General features: G+C 38.5%; 22 protein-coding genes. 21 read left to right on the top strand and 1 reads right to left on the bottom strand.

Annotated elements, in window-relative coordinates; genetic code table 11:
* Positions 1-62: 62 nt before the first annotated feature.
* From MLD65_RS00675 to spoVM, 16 genes are all read left to right on the top strand, one after another.
* Positions 63-938 carry a YicC/YloC family endoribonuclease gene (locus tag MLD65_RS00675; RefSeq protein WP_243289928.1) on the top strand — a complete coding sequence of 292 codons (876 nt, stop codon included), beginning with the start codon at positions 63-65 and terminating at the stop codon, positions 936-938.
* 35 nt (positions 939-973) lie between these two features.
* A complete protein-coding gene (gene remA, locus MLD65_RS00670) occupies positions 974-1,237 on the top strand; it encodes an extracellular matrix/biofilm regulator RemA (RefSeq protein ID WP_243289927.1) in 264 nt (87 codons plus the stop codon).
* Between the two features lie 12 nt (positions 1,238-1,249).
* Entirely contained in the window at positions 1,250-1,870 is a 621-nt protein-coding gene (gene gmk, locus MLD65_RS00665; RefSeq protein ID WP_243289926.1) for a guanylate kinase, read from the top strand.
* A gap of 1 nt (position 1,871) precedes the next feature.
* A complete protein-coding gene (gene rpoZ, locus MLD65_RS00660) occupies positions 1,872-2,075 on the top strand; it encodes a DNA-directed RNA polymerase subunit omega (RefSeq protein WP_243289925.1) in 204 nt (67 codons plus the stop codon).
* Between the two features lie 150 nt (positions 2,076-2,225).
* Positions 2,226-3,434 carry a bifunctional phosphopantothenoylcysteine decarboxylase/phosphopantothenate--cysteine ligase CoaBC gene (coaBC, locus tag MLD65_RS00655; RefSeq protein WP_243289924.1) on the top strand — a complete coding sequence of 403 codons (1,209 nt, stop codon included), beginning with the start codon at positions 2,226-2,228 and terminating at the stop codon, positions 3,432-3,434.
* A 2-nt stretch (positions 3,435-3,436) separates the two neighbouring features.
* Complete coding sequence (gene priA / locus MLD65_RS00650) at positions 3,437-5,848, top strand: primosomal protein N' (RefSeq protein WP_243289923.1); 2,412 nt, start codon at positions 3,437-3,439, stop codon at positions 5,846-5,848.
* 84 nt (positions 5,849-5,932) lie between these two features.
* A complete protein-coding gene (gene def, locus MLD65_RS00645; protein ID WP_243289922.1) occupies positions 5,933-6,409 on the top strand; it encodes a peptide deformylase in 477 nt (158 codons plus the stop codon).
* A gap of 6 nt (positions 6,410-6,415) precedes the next feature.
* Positions 6,416-7,351 carry a methionyl-tRNA formyltransferase gene (gene fmt, locus MLD65_RS00640; protein WP_243289921.1) on the top strand — a complete coding sequence of 312 codons (936 nt, stop codon included), beginning with the start codon at positions 6,416-6,418 and terminating at the stop codon, positions 7,349-7,351.
* Positions 7,348-8,694, top strand: a complete 1,347-nt coding sequence (rsmB, locus tag MLD65_RS00635) for a 16S rRNA (cytosine(967)-C(5))-methyltransferase RsmB (RefSeq protein ID WP_243289920.1) — start codon at positions 7,348-7,350, stop codon at positions 8,692-8,694. The genes fmt and rsmB overlap by 4 nt, the downstream gene beginning before the upstream one ends.
* Before the next feature lie 5 nt (positions 8,695-8,699).
* Positions 8,700-9,791, top strand: coding sequence for a dual-specificity RNA methyltransferase RlmN (gene rlmN, locus MLD65_RS00630; protein WP_481748480.1), 1,092 nt, complete (start codon positions 8,700-8,702; stop codon positions 9,789-9,791).
* Positions 9,792-9,796: 5 nt separating this feature from the next.
* Positions 9,797-10,555: a Stp1/IreP family PP2C-type Ser/Thr phosphatase gene (locus MLD65_RS00625; RefSeq protein WP_243290239.1), complete on the top strand. Its 759-nt coding sequence runs from the start codon at positions 9,797-9,799 to the stop codon at positions 10,553-10,555.
* Entirely contained in the window at positions 10,549-12,531 is a 1,983-nt protein-coding gene (pknB, locus tag MLD65_RS00620) for a Stk1 family PASTA domain-containing Ser/Thr kinase (RefSeq protein ID WP_243289919.1), read from the top strand. The genes MLD65_RS00625 and pknB overlap by 7 nt, the downstream gene beginning before the upstream one ends.
* A gap of 19 nt (positions 12,532-12,550) precedes the next feature.
* Positions 12,551-13,435 carry a ribosome small subunit-dependent GTPase A gene (rsgA, locus tag MLD65_RS00615; RefSeq protein WP_243289918.1) on the top strand — a complete coding sequence of 295 codons (885 nt, stop codon included), beginning with the start codon at positions 12,551-12,553 and terminating at the stop codon, positions 13,433-13,435.
* 4 nt (positions 13,436-13,439) lie between these two features.
* Positions 13,440-14,090 carry a ribulose-phosphate 3-epimerase gene (rpe, locus tag MLD65_RS00610; RefSeq protein ID WP_243290238.1) on the top strand — a complete coding sequence of 217 codons (651 nt, stop codon included), beginning with the start codon at positions 13,440-13,442 and terminating at the stop codon, positions 14,088-14,090.
* A 74-nt stretch (positions 14,091-14,164) separates the two neighbouring features.
* Positions 14,165-14,845 (top strand): thiamine diphosphokinase, encoded by a 681-nt coding sequence (locus MLD65_RS00605; protein ID WP_243289917.1) that lies wholly within the window; start codon positions 14,165-14,167, stop codon positions 14,843-14,845.
* Between the two features lie 50 nt (positions 14,846-14,895).
* Positions 14,896-14,976 (top strand): stage V sporulation protein SpoVM, encoded by an 81-nt coding sequence (gene spoVM, locus MLD65_RS00600; RefSeq protein ID WP_243290237.1) that lies wholly within the window; start codon positions 14,896-14,898, stop codon positions 14,974-14,976.
* A gap of 146 nt (positions 14,977-15,122) precedes the next feature.
* Here spoVM and rpmB read toward each other — a convergent pair whose 3' ends face one another.
* A complete protein-coding gene (gene rpmB / locus MLD65_RS00595) occupies positions 15,123-15,311 on the bottom strand; it encodes a 50S ribosomal protein L28 (RefSeq protein ID WP_243289916.1) in 189 nt (62 codons plus the stop codon).
* A gap of 261 nt (positions 15,312-15,572) precedes the next feature.
* On the opposite strand from rpmB, the gene MLD65_RS00590 reads away from it, so the two are divergent.
* The 5 genes from MLD65_RS00590 to recG all read left to right on the top strand — a co-directional run bounded on the left by MLD65_RS00590 (position 15,573) and on the right by recG (position 21,385).
* Positions 15,573-15,935, top strand: coding sequence for an Asp23/Gls24 family envelope stress response protein (locus MLD65_RS00590; RefSeq protein ID WP_243289915.1), 363 nt, complete (start codon positions 15,573-15,575; stop codon positions 15,933-15,935).
* A gap of 20 nt (positions 15,936-15,955) precedes the next feature.
* Positions 15,956-17,629: a DAK2 domain-containing protein gene (locus MLD65_RS00585; RefSeq protein WP_243289914.1), complete on the top strand. Its 1,674-nt coding sequence runs from the start codon at positions 15,956-15,958 to the stop codon at positions 17,627-17,629.
* Between the two features lie 136 nt (positions 17,630-17,765).
* Positions 17,766-18,428 carry an L-serine ammonia-lyase, iron-sulfur-dependent subunit beta gene (gene sdaAB / locus MLD65_RS00580; RefSeq protein WP_243289913.1) on the top strand — a complete coding sequence of 221 codons (663 nt, stop codon included), beginning with the start codon at positions 17,766-17,768 and terminating at the stop codon, positions 18,426-18,428.
* 28 nt (positions 18,429-18,456) lie between these two features.
* Positions 18,457-19,347, top strand: a complete 891-nt coding sequence (gene sdaAA, locus MLD65_RS00575; protein ID WP_243289912.1) for an L-serine ammonia-lyase, iron-sulfur-dependent, subunit alpha — start codon at positions 18,457-18,459, stop codon at positions 19,345-19,347.
* Positions 19,334-21,385 carry an ATP-dependent DNA helicase RecG gene (gene recG, locus MLD65_RS00570; protein ID WP_243289911.1) on the top strand — a complete coding sequence of 684 codons (2,052 nt, stop codon included), beginning with the start codon at positions 19,334-19,336 and terminating at the stop codon, positions 21,383-21,385. The genes sdaAA and recG overlap by 14 nt, the downstream gene beginning before the upstream one ends.
* Positions 21,386-21,389 lie beyond the last annotated feature (4 nt).

Raw genomic sequence — 21,389 nt, 5'->3', positions numbered from 1 at the left:
TTTGGGGAAAATTCCTCCTATTTTACCGTTTACCGCTCAAGTAAAGAAACGGAAGTGATGAAATGGTACATAGTATGACTGGATTTGGGCGTTCTGTTAAAGAAAATGGCAATTATCATGTAACGGTTGAAATGCGATCGGTTAATCATCGCTTTTCAGAAATAAGCATTCGCATGCCGCGCCATTTGCTAAGTGTTGAAGATAAATTAAAGAAAATAGTGCAGCAACATATTCGACGCGGTCGAGTAGAATTGTATATTACAATTAAAGGGGAATCGTTAGTTCAACGTTCGTTACGTGTCGATTGGCCACTTGTTGAACAATACATAAAATCTTTATCCGTGATGAAAGAAAAATATCATTTAACTGATCCGATCAAATTAGACCATATCATTGGACAAAGTGAAATATTTGACATTCAAGAGGAAAATAGTGAAAATGATGAACTTGAACAGCTGTTAGTTGAAGCTGTTGAGAAAGCAACAATAGACCTTCTTGAAATGAGAAAGCGAGAAGGAGAACAATTAAAACATGATTTGCTCGTTCGACTAAAGGAAATGAATGAATTAACGATTCACATTGAAGACCAAGCTCCTCAAGTCGTCAAAGGATTCGAAGAACGAATTCAAAAACGTATAACGGAATTTTTAACAGGGAATATTGATGAAAATAGAATATTAACCGAAGCTGCGATATTTGCAGATAAAGCAGATATAACAGAAGAGTTAACGAGATTAAAAAGTCATATCCACCAATTTGAAGAAACGCTTGAAATACGTGAACCAATTGGGCGTAAACTCGACTTTATCGTTCAAGAAATGAATCGTGAAGCAAATACAATTGGGGCAAAAGGAAATGATCATCTTATTGCCAAATATGTAGTAAACTTAAAAAGTATGATTGAAAAAATAAAAGAACAGGTTCAAAATATTGAATAGTGCATGCATCGTGACGAAAGTGGAGGGAGCAAACAATGGGGATCAAATTAATTAATATTGGATTTGGCAACATCGTTTCTGCCAATCGAATTATTTCGATAGTGAGTCCGGAATCTGCTCCGATTAAGCGAATTATTCAAGATGCTAGAGATCGTGGGATGTTAATCGATGCTACATATGGACGTCGGACGAGAGCGGTTGTCATCATGGATAGTGATCATATTATTCTCTCAGCAGTACAGCCAGAAACAGTTGCTCAAAGACTTTCAAGTAAAGATGAGCTATCAGATGAAGGGTAGGGACAAAAGCGAATGTTAAAGCGTGAAAAAGGTTTATTAATAGTGTTATCAGGACCTTCTGGAGTAGGAAAAGGAACGGTTAGAAAAGCTCTATTCGAACAAGAAGATGTCGATTTCGAGTATTCGATTTCAATGACGACGCGTAAACCGCGTGAAGGAGAAGTCGACGGGGTAGATTACTTCTTTAAAGAACGTGAAGAATTTGAACAGATGATACGTGATGGTAAATTATTAGAATGGGCAGAATATGTAGGGAATTATTACGGAACACCGATTGAGTATGTTGAAAGAACGTTAAATGAAGGAAAAGATGTTTTTCTTGAAATTGAAGTACAAGGTGCCTTACAAGTGAAAAAATCTTTCCCAGAAGGATTATTTATTTTCTTAATGCCACCGAGCTTAAATGAGTTAAAAAATCGTATTTTGACGCGCGGTACGGAAACAACCGACTTAATTACGAACAGAATGAATGTGGCAAAAGAAGAAATTGAAATGATGCATGCATACGATTACGTCGTCGTCAACGATGAAGTAGAGTTAGCATGTGAACGAATTAAATCAATCGTCACGGCAGAGCATTGCAAACGTGAACGTGTCGAGAAACAATATAAAAAAATGTTGGAGGCTGAGTAATATGCTTTATCCATCCATTGATTCACTCATGAACAAAATTGATTCAAAATATACACTCGTTTCTGTTGCAGCAAAACGAGCTCGTCAAATGCAGCAGTTAAACGACCAACAAATTGCAAAAACCGTATCAACGAAATTTGTTGGGAAAGCATTAGAAGAAATTGAAGCAGGTCTCCTTCAATATGAAAATGCAGAAAAAAAGTAACAACCTATCCATAGGTTGTTATTTTTTTCTACTTTCGAACTGCTAAAGTTAAGCATATTAGAAAACGATAACTGTTGATTCGGTGTATAATATCGATATAAAAATGATTACGAGGGTGAATGGTAGAAGTATTGGAATGGGGGGATGACAATGAAAAACAAAAATATATTATTATGTGTAACAGGCGGGATCGCCGTTTATAAATCGGCACAGCTAACAAGTAAATTGTCACAAAAAGGGGCAAATGTTCGCGTGATGATGACACAATCTGCACAAAAATTTGTGACTCCTTTAACGTTTCAAGCATTATCTAGGCATGACGTTTATGTGGATACATTTGAAGAAAAACACCCTGAAGTGATTGCCCACATTGATTTAGCAGACTGGGCAGATTTAGTTCTTGTTGCTCCGGCAACAGCTAACATCATCGGGAAGATGGCGAACGGCATTGCGGATGATATGATTACGACAACGCTCTTAGCAACGACTGCACCTGTTTGGGTTGCCCCGGCGATGAATGTACATATGTATGATCACCCTGCAGTAAAGCGAAACATTTCAACACTTGCTCGTGATGGATATCAATTTATCGAACCGTCTGAAGGGTTTTTAGCTTGTGGATATGTAGGGAAAGGTCGCCTAGAAGAACCTGAAAAAATTGTTGGCTTAATGGAACAGTATTTCGAAAGATTAGCTACACCTTCGAAATTATATGGGAAACATATTGTTGTTACAGCTGGACCGACGCGTGAAAAAATAGATCCAGTTCGTTTTTTTACGAACCGTTCAACGGGAAAAATGGGCTATGCGATAGCGGAAGAAGCAGTTCGAAAAGGAGCCAATGTAACGTTAATTTCCGGCCCGACTTCACTTACACCGCCCTCTAATGTAGAATTCATTCAAGTTGAAAGTGCTAAAGACATGTATGAGGCGGTTATCAAGTGTTACGATAAAGCGGATATTGTGATTAAGTCTGCGGCTGTCGCCGATTATCGTCCAAAAGACGTTCATGAAGAAAAGATGAAAAAGAAAGGTGGCGAACTTCAAATCCTATTAGAACGAACAACAGATATTTTACAAGAACTTGGAAAAAGGAAAGATAAGCAATTATTAGTCGGCTTTGCGGCGGAAACGAAAGATGTCAAATCATATGCTTTAGCTAAACTAGAAAAGAAAAATTTAGATATGATCGTCGCAAACAATGTAGCAGAAAAAGGCGCTGGGTTTGGTACGGATACAAACATCGTCACAATTTTTCATCGTGACGGGCAGGAAACAACGTATCCGATCATGTCAAAAAATAAAATTGCTGAAGCCATTTTAAAGGAAATTGAATCACGTATTAGAGGAGAAGGGTAAACATGCGATATGCGAGTGTCATCGTTGATGTGCCGGCGATGCAAACAGATCGTAGTTTTGATTATGAAATACCTGAACAATGGCATGGTGCAGTTAAGCCAGGTATGCGCGTTATCGTTCCATTTGGTCCACGCAAGCTGCAAGGATTTGTTACCGCATTAAAGGCTTCACCTTCCATTGAGAAAGTAAAGAAGATCGAACAGTTATTAGACCCGGCTCCTGTGCTAAATGAAGAATTACTTTCGCTTGGCAATTGGTTAACCGAAACAACGCTTTGTTATAAAATTACGGCATTTCAAGCGATGCTTCCTGCTGCATTAAAAGCAACATATAAAAAAGAACTCGTTGTCACAGAAGAAGGAAAAAAAACATTACCGTTTGACCTTCAATTGCTTTTTCAACAGTCAAATCGAGTACCGTGGGAAAAAATGACTCATAGCACGTCCATACATTCAATCTTAAAAGAAATCGAAAAAGGCACTATTGAAGTGAAATATCTTGTTAAACAGAAAACGAATAAACGAACAGTAAAACGAATTAAACGACGTGTAGCAAAGGAAGAGCTAGAAGCGTATTTGGCGAATTTATCAAGTCGAGCTAGTAAACAAAAATCGATCATTGAATATTTTCTGCAACATGATGAACCTGTTTCGCTAAAGGATTTGTTGGCAACAATAGATTGTACAAACTCGACTGTTCAAACGTTAATAAAAAAAGGCATTTTACGAGAAGAATTGGTTGAAGTTTATCGGGATCCTTATGAAAATCGATTTTTTCAAAAAACAACTCCTCTTCCTTTAACAGATGAACAACAAGAGGCAATTGAGCCGATTTTATCAACAATCGATGAAAAAAGACATGAAGTTTTTTTAATGTACGGTGTAACCGGGAGCGGGAAAACAGAAGTATATTTACAGTCAATAGAACGTGTATTAAATGTTGGGAAAGAAGCGATTATACTCGTACCAGAGATTTCCCTAACTCCACAAATGGTTCATCGCTTTAAAAGTCGTTTCGGTTCACAAGTTGCCGTACTTCATAGTGGATTATCAGCGGGAGAAAAATATGATGAATGGCGAAAAATTTATCGGGGAGAAGTCAAGCTTGTCGTAGGGGCGAGGTCAGCCGTTTTTGCACCGTTTCAAAACATTGGCATTATCATTATTGATGAAGAGCACGAATCGAGTTATAAACAAGAAGATAATCCTCGCTATCATGCGAAAGATGTAGCCATTTATCGTGCCAAAAAACATCAATGTCCAGTCGTTCTCGGCAGTGCAACACCGACATTAGAATCGTTTGCTAGAGCGCAAAAAGGTGTGTACCATCTCCTTCCATTAAAAGAGCGTGTCAATAATCGACCTCTTCCAACAGTTGACATTTGTGATATGAGAGAGGAACTGAGAAACGGAAATCGTTCCATGTTTTCGAAAACGCTACTTGAGAAATTGGAAGATCGCCTGCAAAAAGGGGAACAATCTGTTTTATTTTTAAATAAACGCGGTTATTCTTCCTTCGTCATGTGTCGCGATTGTGGATATGTTTTACAATGTCCTCATTGTGATATTTCGTTAACTTATCATCGTTCAGATCAAAAGATGAAATGTCATTACTGTGGATATGAAGCTTTTATGCCTCGAATGTGTCCAGAGTGTCAAAGTGAGCATATTCGCTTTTTTGGAACAGGTACGCAGCGCGTAGAAGAAGAATTAACAAAAATTTTACCAGAAGCGAGAGTCATTCGAATGGATATTGATACGACGAGTCGTAAAGGTGCACATGAAACGTTATTAAAAAAGTTTGGGAATAAAGAAGCAGATATTCTGCTTGGGACGCAAATGATTGCAAAAGGGTTAGATTTTCCTGATGTTACATTAGTCGGTGTATTAGCAGCAGATACAATGCTTCGGATACCAGATTTTCGATCTGCCGAAAAAACGTTCCAGTTGTTAACGCAAGTGAGTGGTCGGGCTGGCCGACATTCGTTACCAGGAGAAGTCGTCATTCAAACGTATGCACCCGAACATTACAGTATTCAATTAGCGAAGAATCATGATTACGACGCCTTTTACCTTAAAGAAATGACGATGAGAAAGTTATATTCTTATCCGCCATTTTATTTTCTTGTTTTAATTACCGTCACACATCAAGATGTGATGAAAGTCGTTTCCGTTTCAAATAAAATAGCTCAATATGTTAAACGTCATTTGTCAAAAGAAACGCAAATTCTTGGGCCTGTAAGTTCTCCGATCCCACGAATCAATGATAGATATCGGTATCATTGCATGATAAAATACAAGCGGGAAGTAAACTTGTACGACACATTAAAATCGATTGTACAACATTATCAACAAGAGCTGGCGCAAACCGATTTAACAATTTCAATTGATTTAAATCCAATGATGCTTATGTAAGCTCGTCATGTATAAATTGTTAAAAAAATTTATTTATATAAGCGTTTCGTGCCACATTACTGTAAAAACATGGAGGTATTTTTATTGGCTATACGAAAAATCGTCACTTATCCAGCAGAAGTGTTAGAAAAACCGTGTGAGAAAGTGACAGAATTCGATAAAAAACTAACAAAACTAGTAAATGATATGTATGAAACGATGATTGAAGCAGATGGTGTCGGTTTAGCTGCACCACAAATCGGCATTTCAAAGCAAATCGCCATCGTTGATATTGGTGATGCAAATGGGAAAATCGAATTAATTAATCCGACGATTATTGAAGAGCGCGGGGAACAAATAGGTCCTGAAGGGTGCTTAAGCTTTCCAGACCTTTTTGGGGAAGTAACTCGAGCGAATTATGTGAAAGTAAGAGCACAAAACCGACGAGGAAAAGTGTATGTCCTAGAAGCAAACGGATTTTTAGCTCGTGCGATCCAACATGAAATTGACCATTTGCACGGTATTTTATTTACATCAAAAGTAACGCGCTACTTAAATGAAGATGAGTTAGTAGAAAGGTGATTATCGATGACGAAAGTAGTATTTATGGGCACGCCGGACTTTGCTGTCCCGGTTTTAGAACAATTAATAGAAGATCAATATGATGTCGTGGCTGTTGTGACACAGCCAGACCGCCCAGTTGGGAGAAAAAAGGTGTTAACACCGCCACCTGTCAAGGTAGCAGCAGAAACACATCAAATTCCTGTATTACAACCAGAAAAAATTCGTATAGAAGAGGAATGGAAAAAAGTATTATCGTATGAACCAGATATTATTGTTACAGCTGCATTCGGACAAATATTACCAAAAACCTTGCTAGAAGCACCGAAGTTCGGGTGTATTAATGTTCATGCTTCTTTACTTCCTGAGCTTCGCGGTGGTGCGCCGATCCACTATGCGATTTTACAAGGAAAAGAAAAAACCGGGATTACGATTATGTATATGGTGGAAAAGCTGGATGCTGGTGACATCATTTCACAAGTGGAAGTGCCGATTGAAGAAACGGATCATGTAGGTTCGTTACACGATAAGCTAAGTGATGCTGGGGCGAAGCTTTTATCCAAAACATTACCAAATATTTTAAGTGGTAATATTAAACCTATTAAGCAAGATGAGGAGAAAGCCACTTTTGCCTACAATATCAAACGTGAGCAAGAAAAGATTGATTGGAACAAGTCTGGACAAGAAATTTACAACCATATACGTGGACTCAATCCATGGCCCGTTGCTTATACGACTCTTTCTGAGAAAGTGATGAAAGTTTGGTGGGGTGAAAAAGTTTTAATCAATCAAACAGGTGAACCAGGCACAATCGTGAATATCGAAAACGATGGAATCGTTGTCGCAACAGGAGATAACGTTGCGATTAAAGTGACGGAAATCCAACCAGCGGGAAAAAAACGAATGACTGGTGAGCAATTTGTTCGTGGTGCATCCGTTGAAGTTGGGATGAAGCTTCAATGAAAAAAATAAAAAACGTACGAACAGTTGCATTAGACGGGTTAAATGCCATTGAAAATAATCAAGCATACAGTAACCTTTTGCTAAACTCATTGATTGAAAAAAATAAACTACCACAAAAAGATATTCCTTTATTAACAGAGATTATATATGGAACGTTGCAACGAAAGCTCACACTTGACTACTATTTATCATTCTTTTTAAAAGGAAAGAAAAAAATAGACGATTGGGTACAAAATTTATTGCGCCTTTCATTGTATCAAATGGTTTATTTAGATCGAATACCAGACAGAGCGGTTTTATTTGAGGCGGTAGAAATCGCAAAAGCTCGTGGCCATCGAGGAATTGCCTCAATGGTCAATGGCACGTTACGAAATATACAACGTAACGGCTTGCCGGAAATAGAAGAAATAAAAGACCCAATTGAACGTATCTCGGTTAAAACAAGTACGCCAAAATGGTTAGTAAAACGTTTATCGAATCAATACGGTATAGAAGTAGCCGAACAAATATTTCTTGAACAGCTAAAGCCGGCAAAGCAGACTGCTCGTGTTAACGTAAATAAAGCGACGGTAGAGAACGTGTTAGAGCTGTTACAAAAAGATGGGTTGGAAGTTACAAAAGGTGAGATCGTACCGGAATCGATTCAAGTTATAAAAGGAAATATTGCCCATTCGCATGTATTTAAACAAGGGCTATACACGATACAAGATGAAAGCTCGATGCTTGTAGCAAAAGCTCTCGATATAAACGAAGGGGAAATGGTATTAGATAGCTGTGCAGCTCCTGGTGGCAAATCAACGCATATTGCAGAAATGTTATCCAATACTGGAAAAGTAATTTCTTTAGATTTACATGAACATAAAGTAAAATTAATTGAAGGTCAAGCTTCGAGACTCGGATTAACGAACGTGGAAACGAAAGTGATGGATGCAAGAAAAGTAGGGGAACACTTTCAAGCGGAAACATTCGATAAAATTTTAGTCGATGCTCCGTGTACAGGATTTGGTGTTATTCGAAGAAAACCTGAAATAAAGTATTCGAAAACCGACAAAGATGTTCATTCTTTAGCAACGATTCAAAAGGAAATACTACAAGCTGTAGCCCCGCTATTAAAACGAGGCGGTCTATTAGTTTATAGTACGTGTACAGTGGACCAAGAAGAAAATTCAAATGTTATTTACGACTTTTTACAACAAACATGTGATTTTATAAAAGACGATACGTTAGCGAGCAGGATGCCAGAGAAAGTGGCAGCACATGTAGACAATGGTGAACTGCAAATCTTACCCCAATACTTTCAGTCGGATGGGTTTTATATTTCAGCATTAAGAAAGAAGGTGTAGACATCGTGGAAATAGCATCAACACGTAAAAGTGAGCAAGCCAAAACAAATGGGAAGCGCTCGATCTATTCGTTACGGCTACCAGAACTTAAAGCTTGGCTAGAAGCAAATGGTGAAAAAGGATTTCGAGCGAAACAAATATATGACTGGTTATACAAAAAGCGGATTACGTCATTTGAAGACATGACAAACGTATCGAAGAGCTTACGCACAAAGCTTGACGAATCGTTTACGATCACAACTTTAAATACGCTTATTCAACAAACCTCTAAAGATGGCACGATGAAGTTTTTATTTGAACTATCAGATGGCTATTCGATTGAAACGGTGCTAATGCGACATGAGTACGGAAATTCTGTTTGTGTGACGACACAAGTAGGATGTCGGATAGGATGTACATTTTGCGCCTCGACATTAGGTGGGCTAAAACGAAATTTAGAAGCAGGGGAAATTGTCGCACAAGTCGTCAAAGTTCAGCAGGCTCTAGATGAGCTTTCTGAACGTGTTAGTCATGTTGTCATTATGGGGATTGGAGAGCCGTTTGATAATTATGATGAAATGCTTTCGTTTTTAAAAATTATTAATGACGATGACGGATTAAATATTGGAGCACGTCACATTACCGTTTCCACAAGTGGAATTATCCCGAAAATTTATCAATTTGCCGATGAAAATATGCAAATTAACTTTGCCGTTTCTTTACACGCACCGAACACAGAATTAAGGTCAAAGCTTATGCCAATTAATAAAGCATTTAAGCTTCCAGACTTAATAAAAGCGATTCGATATTATATCGATAAAACTGGTAGAAGAGTAACGTTTGAATACGGTTTATTCGGTGGGGTAAATGATCAAGTCGAGCACGCAGAAGAGTTAGCAGGGCTCATTAAAGATTTGAAATGTCACGTTAACTTAATCCCTGTCAATTACGTCCCAGAACGTGATTATGTCAGAACACCGCGCGAGCAAATATTCCGATTTGAAAAAACGCTCAAAAAAGCAGGAATCAATACGACTATTCGTCGCGAGCATGGGCATGATATTGATGCCGCTTGTGGACAATTGCGGGCAAAGGAGCGAAAAGAGGAGACGAGGTGAACGAATTGAAGGCGATATTCTTAACGGACAAAGGGAAAGTTCGTCCCCACAATGAAGATTGTGGGGGCATTTTGAAAAATCAAGACGGACAGGTTTTAGCGATTGTGGCGGACGGAATGGGCGGTCATCGCGCTGGGGATGTTGCTAGTCGTATGACGGTAGAAAAATTAAAGCATGCTTGGGAGAAGTCTTCATCCCTATCAACTCCAAACAAAGCAGAATCTTGGCTAAAAGAACAAATTGAAATGGTTAATCGCGAATTATATGAACATGCAAAAGCACATGATGAATGTCAAGGAATGGGTACAACAATTGTCGCATTTCTTTCTTTTGAGACGTTTGCAACGATTAGTCACATCGGCGATAGTCGTTGCTATTTATTAAATGGCAGCGGTTTTAAACAAATAACTGAAGACCATTCGCTTGTCAATGAATTACTTAAATCTGGTCAAATATCAAAGGAGGATGCCGAACAGCATCCACGAAAAAACATTTTACTCCGGGCACTTGGAACAGAGCCGTCTGTTCAAATTGATATGAAAACGATCGGAATCGACCCTGGAGATGTCATCATGTTATGCTCTGACGGTCTTTCAAATAAAGTGTCTGAAGAGGAGTTAAAAGAAATACTATCATCTCATGAACCGTTAGAAATAAGAGCTGAAAAACTGATTACTAGAGCGAATGTAAAGGGTGGGGAAGATAATATTTCTGTTGTATTATATGAACATGCTCTTTTAGAAACGGGTGATGACCCTTGTTGATTGGAAAACGTATAAGTGGTCGCTATAAGATTTTGGAAGTAATTGGCGGCGGCGGAATGGCCAATGTTTATTTAGCAAGGGACATGATTTTAGAACGAGATGTTGCGATAAAAATATTGCGCTTTGATTTTGTCAACGATGAAGAATTCATTAAACGATTTCGCAGGGAGGCTCAATCAGCCACAAGCCTAGCGCATCCAAACATCGTTAGTATTTATGATGTTGGGGAAGAAGATAATATTTACTATATTGTTATGGAATATGTTGAAGGACAAACGTTAAAACAATACATACAAAAAAATGCACCACTCAATCCGCGTGAGGCATTAAACATCATGGAGCAAATCGTTTCAGCGATTGCTCACGCCCATGAAAATCAAATTGTTCATCGCGATATTAAACCACATAACATTTTAATTGATCATCATGGAAATGTAAAAGTGACGGATTTTGGCATTGCGATGGCACTTACTTCAACAACGATTACACATACGAACTCTGTGTTAGGTTCTGTTCATTATTTATCTCCAGAGCAAGCAAGGGGCGGGCTTGCGACAAAAAAATCAGATATTTATTCATTAGGGATTGTCCTTTATGAATTGCTTGCTGGGAGATTGCCGTTTGATGGGGAATCCGCTGTTTCCATCGCCCTCAAACATTTACAATCAGACGCACCTTCTCCGAAAAGGTGGAACCCAGATATACCGCAAAGCGTTGAAAATATTATTTTAAAAGCCATGACAAAAGATCCATTGCACCGTTATGACTCTGTCGAAGAAATGGAAGAAGATATCGTAACAGCCTTTCATTCGAACAGGCAAAATGTTGCCCGTTTTACCATTCCAGATTCTGAGGAGGAAATGACAAAAGCGATTCCGATTATTAAAGATTCAATGATGAACGAAAGTAGTGAAAATACGGTCGTTCATGAGCCGCATCAAAAAGACGAGCCGAAGAAACTGGACAGCGATGGAAAAAACAAAGAGAAAAAGCCGAAAAAGAAAAAGCGTCGTATTGTCACAGGACTCATTGTAACTTCGGTGCTTTTAATAATCGCATTATTGCTGGCCTTTTTCGTGTTACCATCCATCCTCTTACCAAAAGATATTGAAGTACCAGATGTAGCTAATATGAAATATGAGGAAGCTGTAAATGAATTAATATCGCAAGGTTTTCAAGTAGATGACCCGATTATTGAAGAGAGTGACGAGGTTGAGGAAGGGTATGTCATAAAAACGAATCCGCGTGCGGGTAAAATGGTGAAAGAAGACGCCGTCATTACAATTTATAAAAGTGGCGGGAAAGAAAAGATTCCGTTTGAACAATTTGTAGGACAAGATATTGAACGAGCTCGAGAAATTTTAGAGAAAAAAGGCTTTACGAATATACAAGTAGAAGAAGAGTATAGTGAAGAAGATGTTGGAACGATTTTGTCTCAAGACCCTAAAGAAGGAGAAGAAGTCATCCCTTCGGAGCAAGAGGTCGAATTTGTCATTAGTAAAGGACCAGAAAAAGAAGCATTACTGGATCTAACAGGCTATACGAGACAAGCAGTTGTTAATTATTTAAATGAACAAAGGTGGAAGCTTGTCGCGAAAGAGGAACATTCTGAAAACGTCCCTAAAGGCGAAGTCATTTCCCAAAACCCTGAAGCAGGAACAGAAATTTTACCAGGCGAAACCGTTGAAGTGACATTTTCACTAGGGCCTGAGAAAAAGCCCGATAAAAAAGTTTCAGTGGAAATTGAAATCCCTTATGAAGCAAGTGAAGAAGAAAAAGATAAGCCTGTAGAAGTAGGTATTTATGTAAACGATGCAAAACATTCTTTAGATAAACCGTACGACAAATTTAACATTAAAGAAGCGACGACGAAAACGATTGAATTAACGATTTCACCAGATCAAAGTGCATATTTTCAAGTGCTTGTCGATAATAAAGTCGTTCATACTGAAACAGTGCCATACCCTGAGGATTAGAGCATAAAGGAGGTTAGTTATGCCACAAGGCAAAATCATTAAAGCTTTAAGTGGGTTTTATTACGTGCTAGACAAAGAGCGTATTATTCAATGTAGAGGACGTGGTGTTTTTAGAAAAAATAAAATTACACCATTAGTCGGCGATGAAGTTGTTTACCAGGCAGACAACGATAAGGAAGGCTATATTTTAGAAGTGTTAGAGCGCAAAAATGAACTGATTCGTCCGCCGATTTCAAATGTAGATGTAGCACTTCTTGTTTTTTCGGCTAAACAACCTGATTTCAGTCCAACACTTTTAGATCGCTTTTTAGTGCTAGTGGAAGCAAATCATATCAATCCGGTTATATGTATAAGTAAAATGGACTTAATTCAAGATGAAAAGAAGAAAAAGGAGCTAAAGCAATTCGTACAAGACTATGAAAAAATAGGGTATCAAGTTTTTGAAATCTCAACAAAAATGGAGAGAACCATTCAAGAGCTGAGACCTGTTTTAGAAGGTCGGATTTCCGTTATTGCAGGACAATCTGGCGTGGGTAAGTCATCGTTATTAAATGTCTTAAAGCCAGAATTAGAGCTAAAAACAAATGATATTTCTACACATTTAGGAAGAGGAAAACATACGACAAGACATGTTGAATTAATTGAAATTGGCGGTGGACTCGTAGCTGATACACCAGGATTTAGCTCCTTAGAGTTTATCGACATTGAAGCCAGTGACTTGTCCTATTGCTTTTTAGAGATGAGAGAGCGAAGTGTTGATTGTAAATTTAGAGGCTGCACCCATGTACAAGAGCCAAAATGTGCAGTGAAAGAAGCGGTAGAAAAAGGAGAAATTCCTAGCTATCGCTATGAGCATTATTTGCAATTCTTGGAAGAGATTAAAGATAGAAAGCCGAGGTATTAAGATGATGATAAAAATTGCACCATCCATATTATCTGCTGATTTCTCCCGATTAGAGGAGGAAATAAAAGATGTTGAACAAGGGGGCGCCGATTATATTCATGTTGATGTCATGGACGGTCATTTTGTTCCAAACATTACGATCGGTCCGCTCATTGTGGAAGCCATTCGTCCAGTGACAAAGCTGCCGCTTGATGTGCATTTAATGATTGAGGATCCCGACCGCTATATTCCTCAGTTCAGTCGGAAGGGTGCGGATATTATATCGGTTCACGTAGAAGCTTGTCCACATTTACATAGAACGATTCAACTCATTAAGTCAGAAGGGGTGAAAGCGGGAGTTGTCTTAAATCCTCATACTCCAGTATCCATGATTGAGCACATTATAGATGATGTCGATTTAGTTTTATTAATGACGGTAAACCCTGGGTTCGGCGGCCAAGCTTTTATTCCAAATGTTTTACCGAAGATTCAGAAAGTAAAACAAATGGTGATCGATCGAAATTTACAAGTTGAGATAGAGGTTGATGGCGGAGTCAATATAGAAACTGCGAAACAATGTATTGAGGCTGGTGCAAATGTGCTAGTTGCAGGCTCTGCCATTTATAATCAAGCAGACCGTAGACAAGCCATTCAGGCTATAAGAGGAGTTAAATAGAAGAATCGCTACTTAAAGCGGTTCTTTTTTTAAAAATAAAAATATTATGTAAACAAATGGATAGGATGATTGACATGAACGTATATCATATTGTTGCAGGCGGACCGATAGCAAATATTCCAAATTTAAAGCAGTATGATCACCGTGATGTACGGTGGATAGGGGTTGATCGTGGGGTTCTCTATCTACTAGAATCCGGAATCATTCCTGATTTTGCTTTTGGTGATTTTGACTCTATATCGGAAAAAGAACGACAAAGGTTAAATGAAATGTTAACGAATATAAACATTTTTCCTTCCGAGAAAGATAAAACAGATTCAGAAATCGGAATAGACTTTGCCCTTTCGCAAAAAAATGTACATGAAATCGTATTATTCGGTGCAACGGGTGGAAGACTTGATCATTTATTTGGAAATGTTCATTTGTTGTTTAAAGCATTAAAGAAAGGGGCCATGGCGAAAATCATTGATTGCCAAAATGAAGTGAGCATTTATCAATCAGGAACATATACTATTGAGGAGCAAGAGCGGTATCGATATATTTCTTATTTACCTTTTTCAGAAGAAGTAACAGGGTTAACGTTACAAGGTTTTAAATATCCACTAATTAATTGTCATATCAAGAGAGGTTCAACATTATGTATAAGTAACGAACTCATTCATTCTGTTGGTACTTTTTCATTTGAAAACGGCATATTAATGATGATAAGAAGCTGTGATGAAAAGAAAAGCGTGTCAGTGTCTAAAGGAAGATGAATGAATAAACTAGTTATACAGGAGTATATCTTTACTCGAGGAGGGAAAGTATGAGATTTTATACCATTAAACTCCCAAAATTTTTAGGAGGTATTATTCGAGCAATGCTCGGTTCGTTTAAAAAGGATTAGAAAGCACCTTTTGAAAGGTGCTTTCAGCTAAATCCATATGATTGATTTGAAATACCTTATTCGTTATATGTTGTTGTGTAAAATAAACGGCCTTATTCTATTATAAAAAATAAAAGCACCTCTAAAAGGTGCTTTTTGTTTGTGTTTTACACGCGTTCAACTTTACCAGATTTAAGAGCACGAGTAGAAACATAAACACGTTTAGGTTTACCGTCTACTAAAATTCGAACTTTTTGTACGTTTGCTCCCCATTTACGTTTATTTGCATTCATAGCATGAGAGCGTGCGTTACCGAATCCTGTTTTTTTACCAGTGATCACGCATTTACGTGCCATATGAAAAACCTCCTCAATATGAACAAAAATCATTACAATTCTAAACGATTGATTAAAGATACTTTAATAATTTAACATAACGATTCTACAAATGCAATATGTTTTCCTAATACGTTCAAGAAAATTTACTTGACATTATGCATATTTCATAGACTATTATATAAAAGACTTTGTGAACTCTTTAGGCTTTCTTTCCAAACCTCGCTTTTTTGTAGTAAAATGTGAGTTAGGTGTACAGAAGCATAAAAGGAGGAAATTTTTATGTCCATTGAATTAGAGACGAATCTTGGTCAAATTGATATTTCGAACGACGTGATCGCCCAAGTTGCAGGTGGGGCTGCCGTTGACTGCTATGGCATTGTCGGTATGGCGTCAAAAAATCAACTAAAAGACGGACTTTCTGACATTTTACGTAGAGAAAACTTTAGTCGAGGTGTAGTAGTTCGCCAAGAAAATGATGAAATGCATATTGATATGTATATAATCGTCAGTTATGGAACGAAAATTTCAGAAATTGCAACGAATGTACAAACAAAGGTTAAATATACGTTACATAACATGCTTGGAATCTCTGTTGAATCGATTAACATTTACATTCAAGGAGTTCGCATCACGAATCCATAACATAAGAGGAGGAAGTTTTTGTGGCAATACAAGTATTAGATGGAAAACGTTTTGCGGAAATGGTTATTCAAGGTGCTAACCATCTATCGGACAATGCAAAGATCGTTGATGCATTAAACGTTTTCCCTGTTCCGGACGGAGATACAGGTACAAATATGAACTTATCCATCACTTCCGGTGCAAAAGAAGTGCAAAAAAATATTTCTGATGAAATCGGAAAAGTAGCAGAATCTTTTGCAAAAGGATTATTGATGGGGGCACGTGGAAACTCTGGTGTCATTTTATCACAATTATTTAGAGGTTTCTCTAAGGCTGTTGAAGGAAAAGCGGCCATTGATACGAGGCAGTTTGCAAAAGCCCTTCAATCTGGAGTAGATTCAGCTTATAAAGCGGTCATGAAACCAGTCGAAGGAACGATATTAACGGTTGCAAAGGATGCAGCGAAAAAAGCGATCACCATTGCTGATTCCGAAAAGAATATTACGTCCTTTATGGAGCAAGTATTAAATGAAGCGAAACGCTCCCTTGAGAAGACACCAGAATTACTTCCGGTTTTAAAGGAGGTAGGTGTTGTTGATAGCGGTGGACAAGGACTCGTTTTCATTTATGAAGGCTTTTTAGCTGAATTAAAGGGTGAAAAAGTATCTGGAACGCCTGTGAAGATGCCTTCCATGAACGAACTTGTTAAAGCAGAGCATCATAAAAATGTTCAAAGCCATCTGAATACAGAAGACATAGAATTTGGTTACTGTACAGAATTCATGGTAAAGTTTGAGGATGGGAAAGAGACGTTTGTAGAAGAAAAGTTTCGAGAAGATTTAAGCAAATTTGGTGATTCCTTGCTTGTTATCGCCGATGAAGAACTTGCGAAGGTTCATATTCATGCGGAGCAACCTGGGGAAGTATTAACTTATGGGCAACGGTACGGTCATTTAATTAATATGAAAATTGAAAATATGCGCGAACAGCATATGAGTATTGTAAATGAAGAGACGAAAAATCCTCTTCATACAGAGGGACACGAGCGGGCTGAAAAACAAAAGTATGGAATTGTTGCTGTTGCAATCGGTAATGGTATAGCCCGTCTTTTTGAATCGATGGGTGTGACAAAGGTAATAGAAGGCGGACAAACGATGAACCCTAGTACAGAAGATATTGTTCGCGCGATAAAGGAGACAAATGCTGAAAACGTCATAGTTCTCCCGAATAATTCCAATATTATTATGACAGCAAATCAAGCTGCAAATGTTGTGGAGGAAAATGTCATTGTTGTTTCCTCAAAATCGGTACCACAAGGAATGGCAGCTCTATTAGCCTTTAACCAAGAGGTAGATGGTGATACAAACTTACGTGCAATGCAAGAAGCGCTTGCGAATGTGAAAACTGGCCAGGTGACATTTGCTGTTCGAGATACAAATATTGACGGAATCGATCTTGAAAAAGGGGACTTTATGGGGATTTTTGATAAAAAGATCGTCACGAAAGATAAAAGCAAGCTTGAAGCAGCGAAAAAACTCGTAAAAGAAATGATTACTGAAGACGATGAAATTGTCACAATCCTTCAAGGAGAAGATGCTTCAGACGAAGAATTAGAAAAACTTGTCACATTTATAGAAGATATGTTTGATGAAGTGGAAGTGGAAGTTCATAAAGGAAATCAGCCATTGTACTCCTTTATCTTCTCAGTAGAATAAGGTGAAAGAAAAAGGACCGCTTGCTAGCGAGTCCTTTTTTTGCACCTTATTTTACCAGTTCATTCAAACATGGCAGTTGAATTATTTTTTTGATAAACTATATATGGGTAAATGTACATGAATGTGGGGGATTATAATGAAGTATAGAAGTGTGTTTGATATAATCGGTCCAATTATGATTGGGCCTTCTAGTTCACATACAGCTGGTGCAGCAAGAATTGGACGTGTTGCTAGAAGTTTATTTGGACGTGAACCCAAATGGGCATCGATCTCCTTTTATGGTTCATTTGCGAAAACGTATAAAGGCCATGGGACAGATGTTGCCATCGTAGGTGGTCTTTTAGACTTTGATACATTTGATGAACGAATCAAAACTTCGTTAGCTATTGCAAAAGAAAAGGGCATAAAGATTACTTTTATTGAAGAAGAGGCTGTGACCGATCATCCGAATACAGCTCGCGTTATTATTGGGGATGACCAAGGGCAATTGGAGCTAGTAGGGATTTCGATCGGCGGTGGCAAGATTGAAATTACCGAATTAAATGGATTTGAACTGAAACTATCTGGAAACCACCCAGCGGTATTAGTCGTTCATAATGACAGATATGGTGCGATTGCAGCTGTTGCGAATGTATTTGCGAAATACCAAATCAATATCGGCCATATGGAAGTATCCCGAAAAGAAAAAGGTCAACTAGCCCTTATGACAATTGAAGTAGATCAAAACATTGACCAACATGTGTTGGATGAATTGAAAACGTTACCGAATATTTTACAAGTAACGAAAATAGTCGAATAGACGAAGGGGTAAACGAGGAGGATAGAGCATGTTTCGTAATGTAGCGGAATTAGTAGAACGAGCAGAAAGCGAAAAGATTAAAATTTCAGAAGTCATGATTCGACAAGAAATGGAGCAAACAGGTAAAAACCGAGAAGAACTAATCCAATTCATGGACCAAAACTTAACCGTGATGGAGCAAGCAGTTGAAAAAGGTTTAAAAGGGGTAACATCGCATTCTGGATTGACAGGTGGAGATGCTGTTTTAATCCAGCAGTACATTCAAAAAGGAAGCTTTCTTTCCGGACCGCATATTTTAGATGCTGTCAGTAAGGCGGTTGCGACAAATGAAGTGAATGCTGCGATGGGAACCATTTGTGCTACACCTACAGCTGGTTCAGCAGGAGTTGTTCCTGGAACTTTATTTGCTGTAAAAAATGTGTTAAATCCATCTCGTGAAGAGATGATCGAGTTTTTATTCACAGCAGGTGCGTTTGGATTTGTTGTTGCAAATAATGCGTCCATCTCCGGTGCAGCAGGTGGATGTCAAGCAGAAGTCGGTTCAGCAAGTGGCATGGCAGCTGCTGCGATCGTTGAGATGGCTGGGGGAACGCCTAGTCAATCAGCTGAAGCAATGGCCATCACGTTAAAGAACATGCTTGGACTCGTCTGTGATCCCGTTGCAGGGCTTGTTGAAGTGCCATGTGTCAAACGAAATGCCATGGGAGCTGCCAATGCCATGGTGGCGGCTGATTTAGCATTAGCGGGTGTAACAAGTCGAATTCCGTGTGATGAAGTGATTGATGCCATGTTTAAAATTGGACAAACGATGCCTGTCGCGTTAAAAGAAACTGCACAAGGGGGTCTTGCGGCTACTCCAACAGGTCGAGAACTAGAAGCAAAGATCTTTGGAATACCGCTAGAAAATGATCGTCAATAAGTTAGAACAACCCGTTTCGGTTATAAAGGGGATTGGGGAAGAAACAACCGTCACTCTTTTTGAAATGGGAATAGAAACGGTTGGCCAATTACTTGAATATTTTCCATATCGTTACGAAGATTACAGTTTGCGTGATTTAGCAGAAGTAAAGCATGAAGAAAAGGTGACGGTTGAGGGGAAGGTTCATTCAGAACCTTCTCTTACCTATTATGGAAGAAAAAAAACGAGACTAACATTTCGACTATTAGTCGGGAACTATTTAATAACTGTCGTTTGTTTTAACCGATCATTTTTAAAAAAGAAATTAGCCATCCATCAAGTCGTAACGGTAAGTGGAAAGTGGGATCGAAATCGGCAAACGATTTCCCTACAAGAAATCTTCTTTGGTCCTTATTATCAAAAGAATGAAATTGAACCCGTATATTCTGTTCGTGGTAAATTAACGGTCAAAACGATGAGACGTTTCATTTCCAATGCATTGGAAAACTATTGTTCTTTGATTGAAGAGAACCTCCCCGCTTCCTTAAGGACGAAGTATAAGCTTTTATCAAAAAAAGAAGCAATACGACTTATTCATAATCCGAATAATCGTGAAGAGCTGAAGCAAGCGAGAAGGCGATTCGTTTATGAAGAGTTTTTACTATTTCAATTAAAAATGCAGGCATTGCGAAAATTCCACCGAGAACAATCAAAAGGAATCGAGCATCAAAACGAAACAGAAAAACTTCAACTTTTTATGAAGCGGCTTCCGTTTCCGTTGACAAGTGCACAAGAGCGAGTCGTAAAAGAAATTCTTGCTGATATGTATTCACCATATCGAATGAATCGTCTGCTGCAAGGGGATGTTGGTTCAGGGAAAACAGTCGTTGCGGCCATTGTTATGTATGCTTCCGTTATATCTAGTTACCAAGCAGCTTTAATGGTGCCAACGGAAATTTTAGCGGAGCAGCATGCAGATTCGCTTTCAAACCTATTTGAACATACATCCGTAACAATTGCGCTATTAACAAGTTCTGTGAAAGGGAAACGCCGCAAAGAATTGCTCGAGCGGTTACAAAATGGAGAGATTGATATACTTGTTGGGACGCATGCGTTAATTCAAGAAGATGTTCAATTTCGTAAGCTTGGTCTTGTCATAACAGATGAACAGCATCGATTCGGAGTAGAGCAAAGACGAGTTTTGCGAGATAAAGGCGAGTACCCCGATGTTTTATTTATGACGGCAACCCCAATTCCACGTACGCTTGCCATCACAGCATTTGGTGAGATGGATGTTTCCGTTATTGATGAAATGCCAGCGGGACGAAAAAAAATAGAAACGTATTGGGTGAAGCCGAATACGCTAGAACGCGTATTACAGTTTATTCAAAAAGAAGTGAATAAAGGAAGACAAGCATATATCATTTGTCCATTAATTGAAGAATCGGAGAAGCTTGATGTTCAAAATGCGATTGATGTGCACAGCATGTTAACACATTATTATAAAGGGAAGATAAAAATTGGGCTGATGCACGGCCGTTTAACACCCGATGAAAAAGAGGAAGTAATGAGAGCTTTCAGTGAAAATGAAGTGCAAGTACTTGTATCAACAACGGTTGTAGAAGTTGGGGTGAATGTACCAAACGCAACTGTCATGGTTATTTACGATGCAGAACGTTTCGGGTTATCTCAGTTGCATCAATTAAGAGGTCGCGTCGGTCGCGGTGATGAGCAGTCATATTGTATTTTACTTGCTGACCCTAAATCTGAAACAGGTCAAGAACGAATGAAAATTATGACTGAAACAAATGATGGTTTTGTTTTATCTGAAAAAGATTTAGAATTACGAGGGCCTGGGGATTTTTTTGGAAAGAAGCAAAGCGGAGTGCCTGAATTTAAAGTGGCAGACATGGTACATGACTACAGAGCTCTTGAAGTTGCTAGAAACGATGCGGCGCTACTTGTTCACTCTAAGTCGTTTTGGGAATCAGCGGAATATGCACCGCTCAGGGCGTATTTAATGGATAGCGGAATTATGAATGGGGAAAAATTAGATTAAAGAC

This window comes from Bacillus sp. FJAT-47783 (genome assembly GCF_022808615.1).
Classification (GTDB): Bacteria; Bacillota; Bacilli; order Bacillales; family Aeribacillaceae; genus Bacillus_BZ.
The sequence above is the reverse complement of the archived record's forward strand: the minus strand, read 5'-3'. Positions and strand labels throughout refer to the sequence as shown.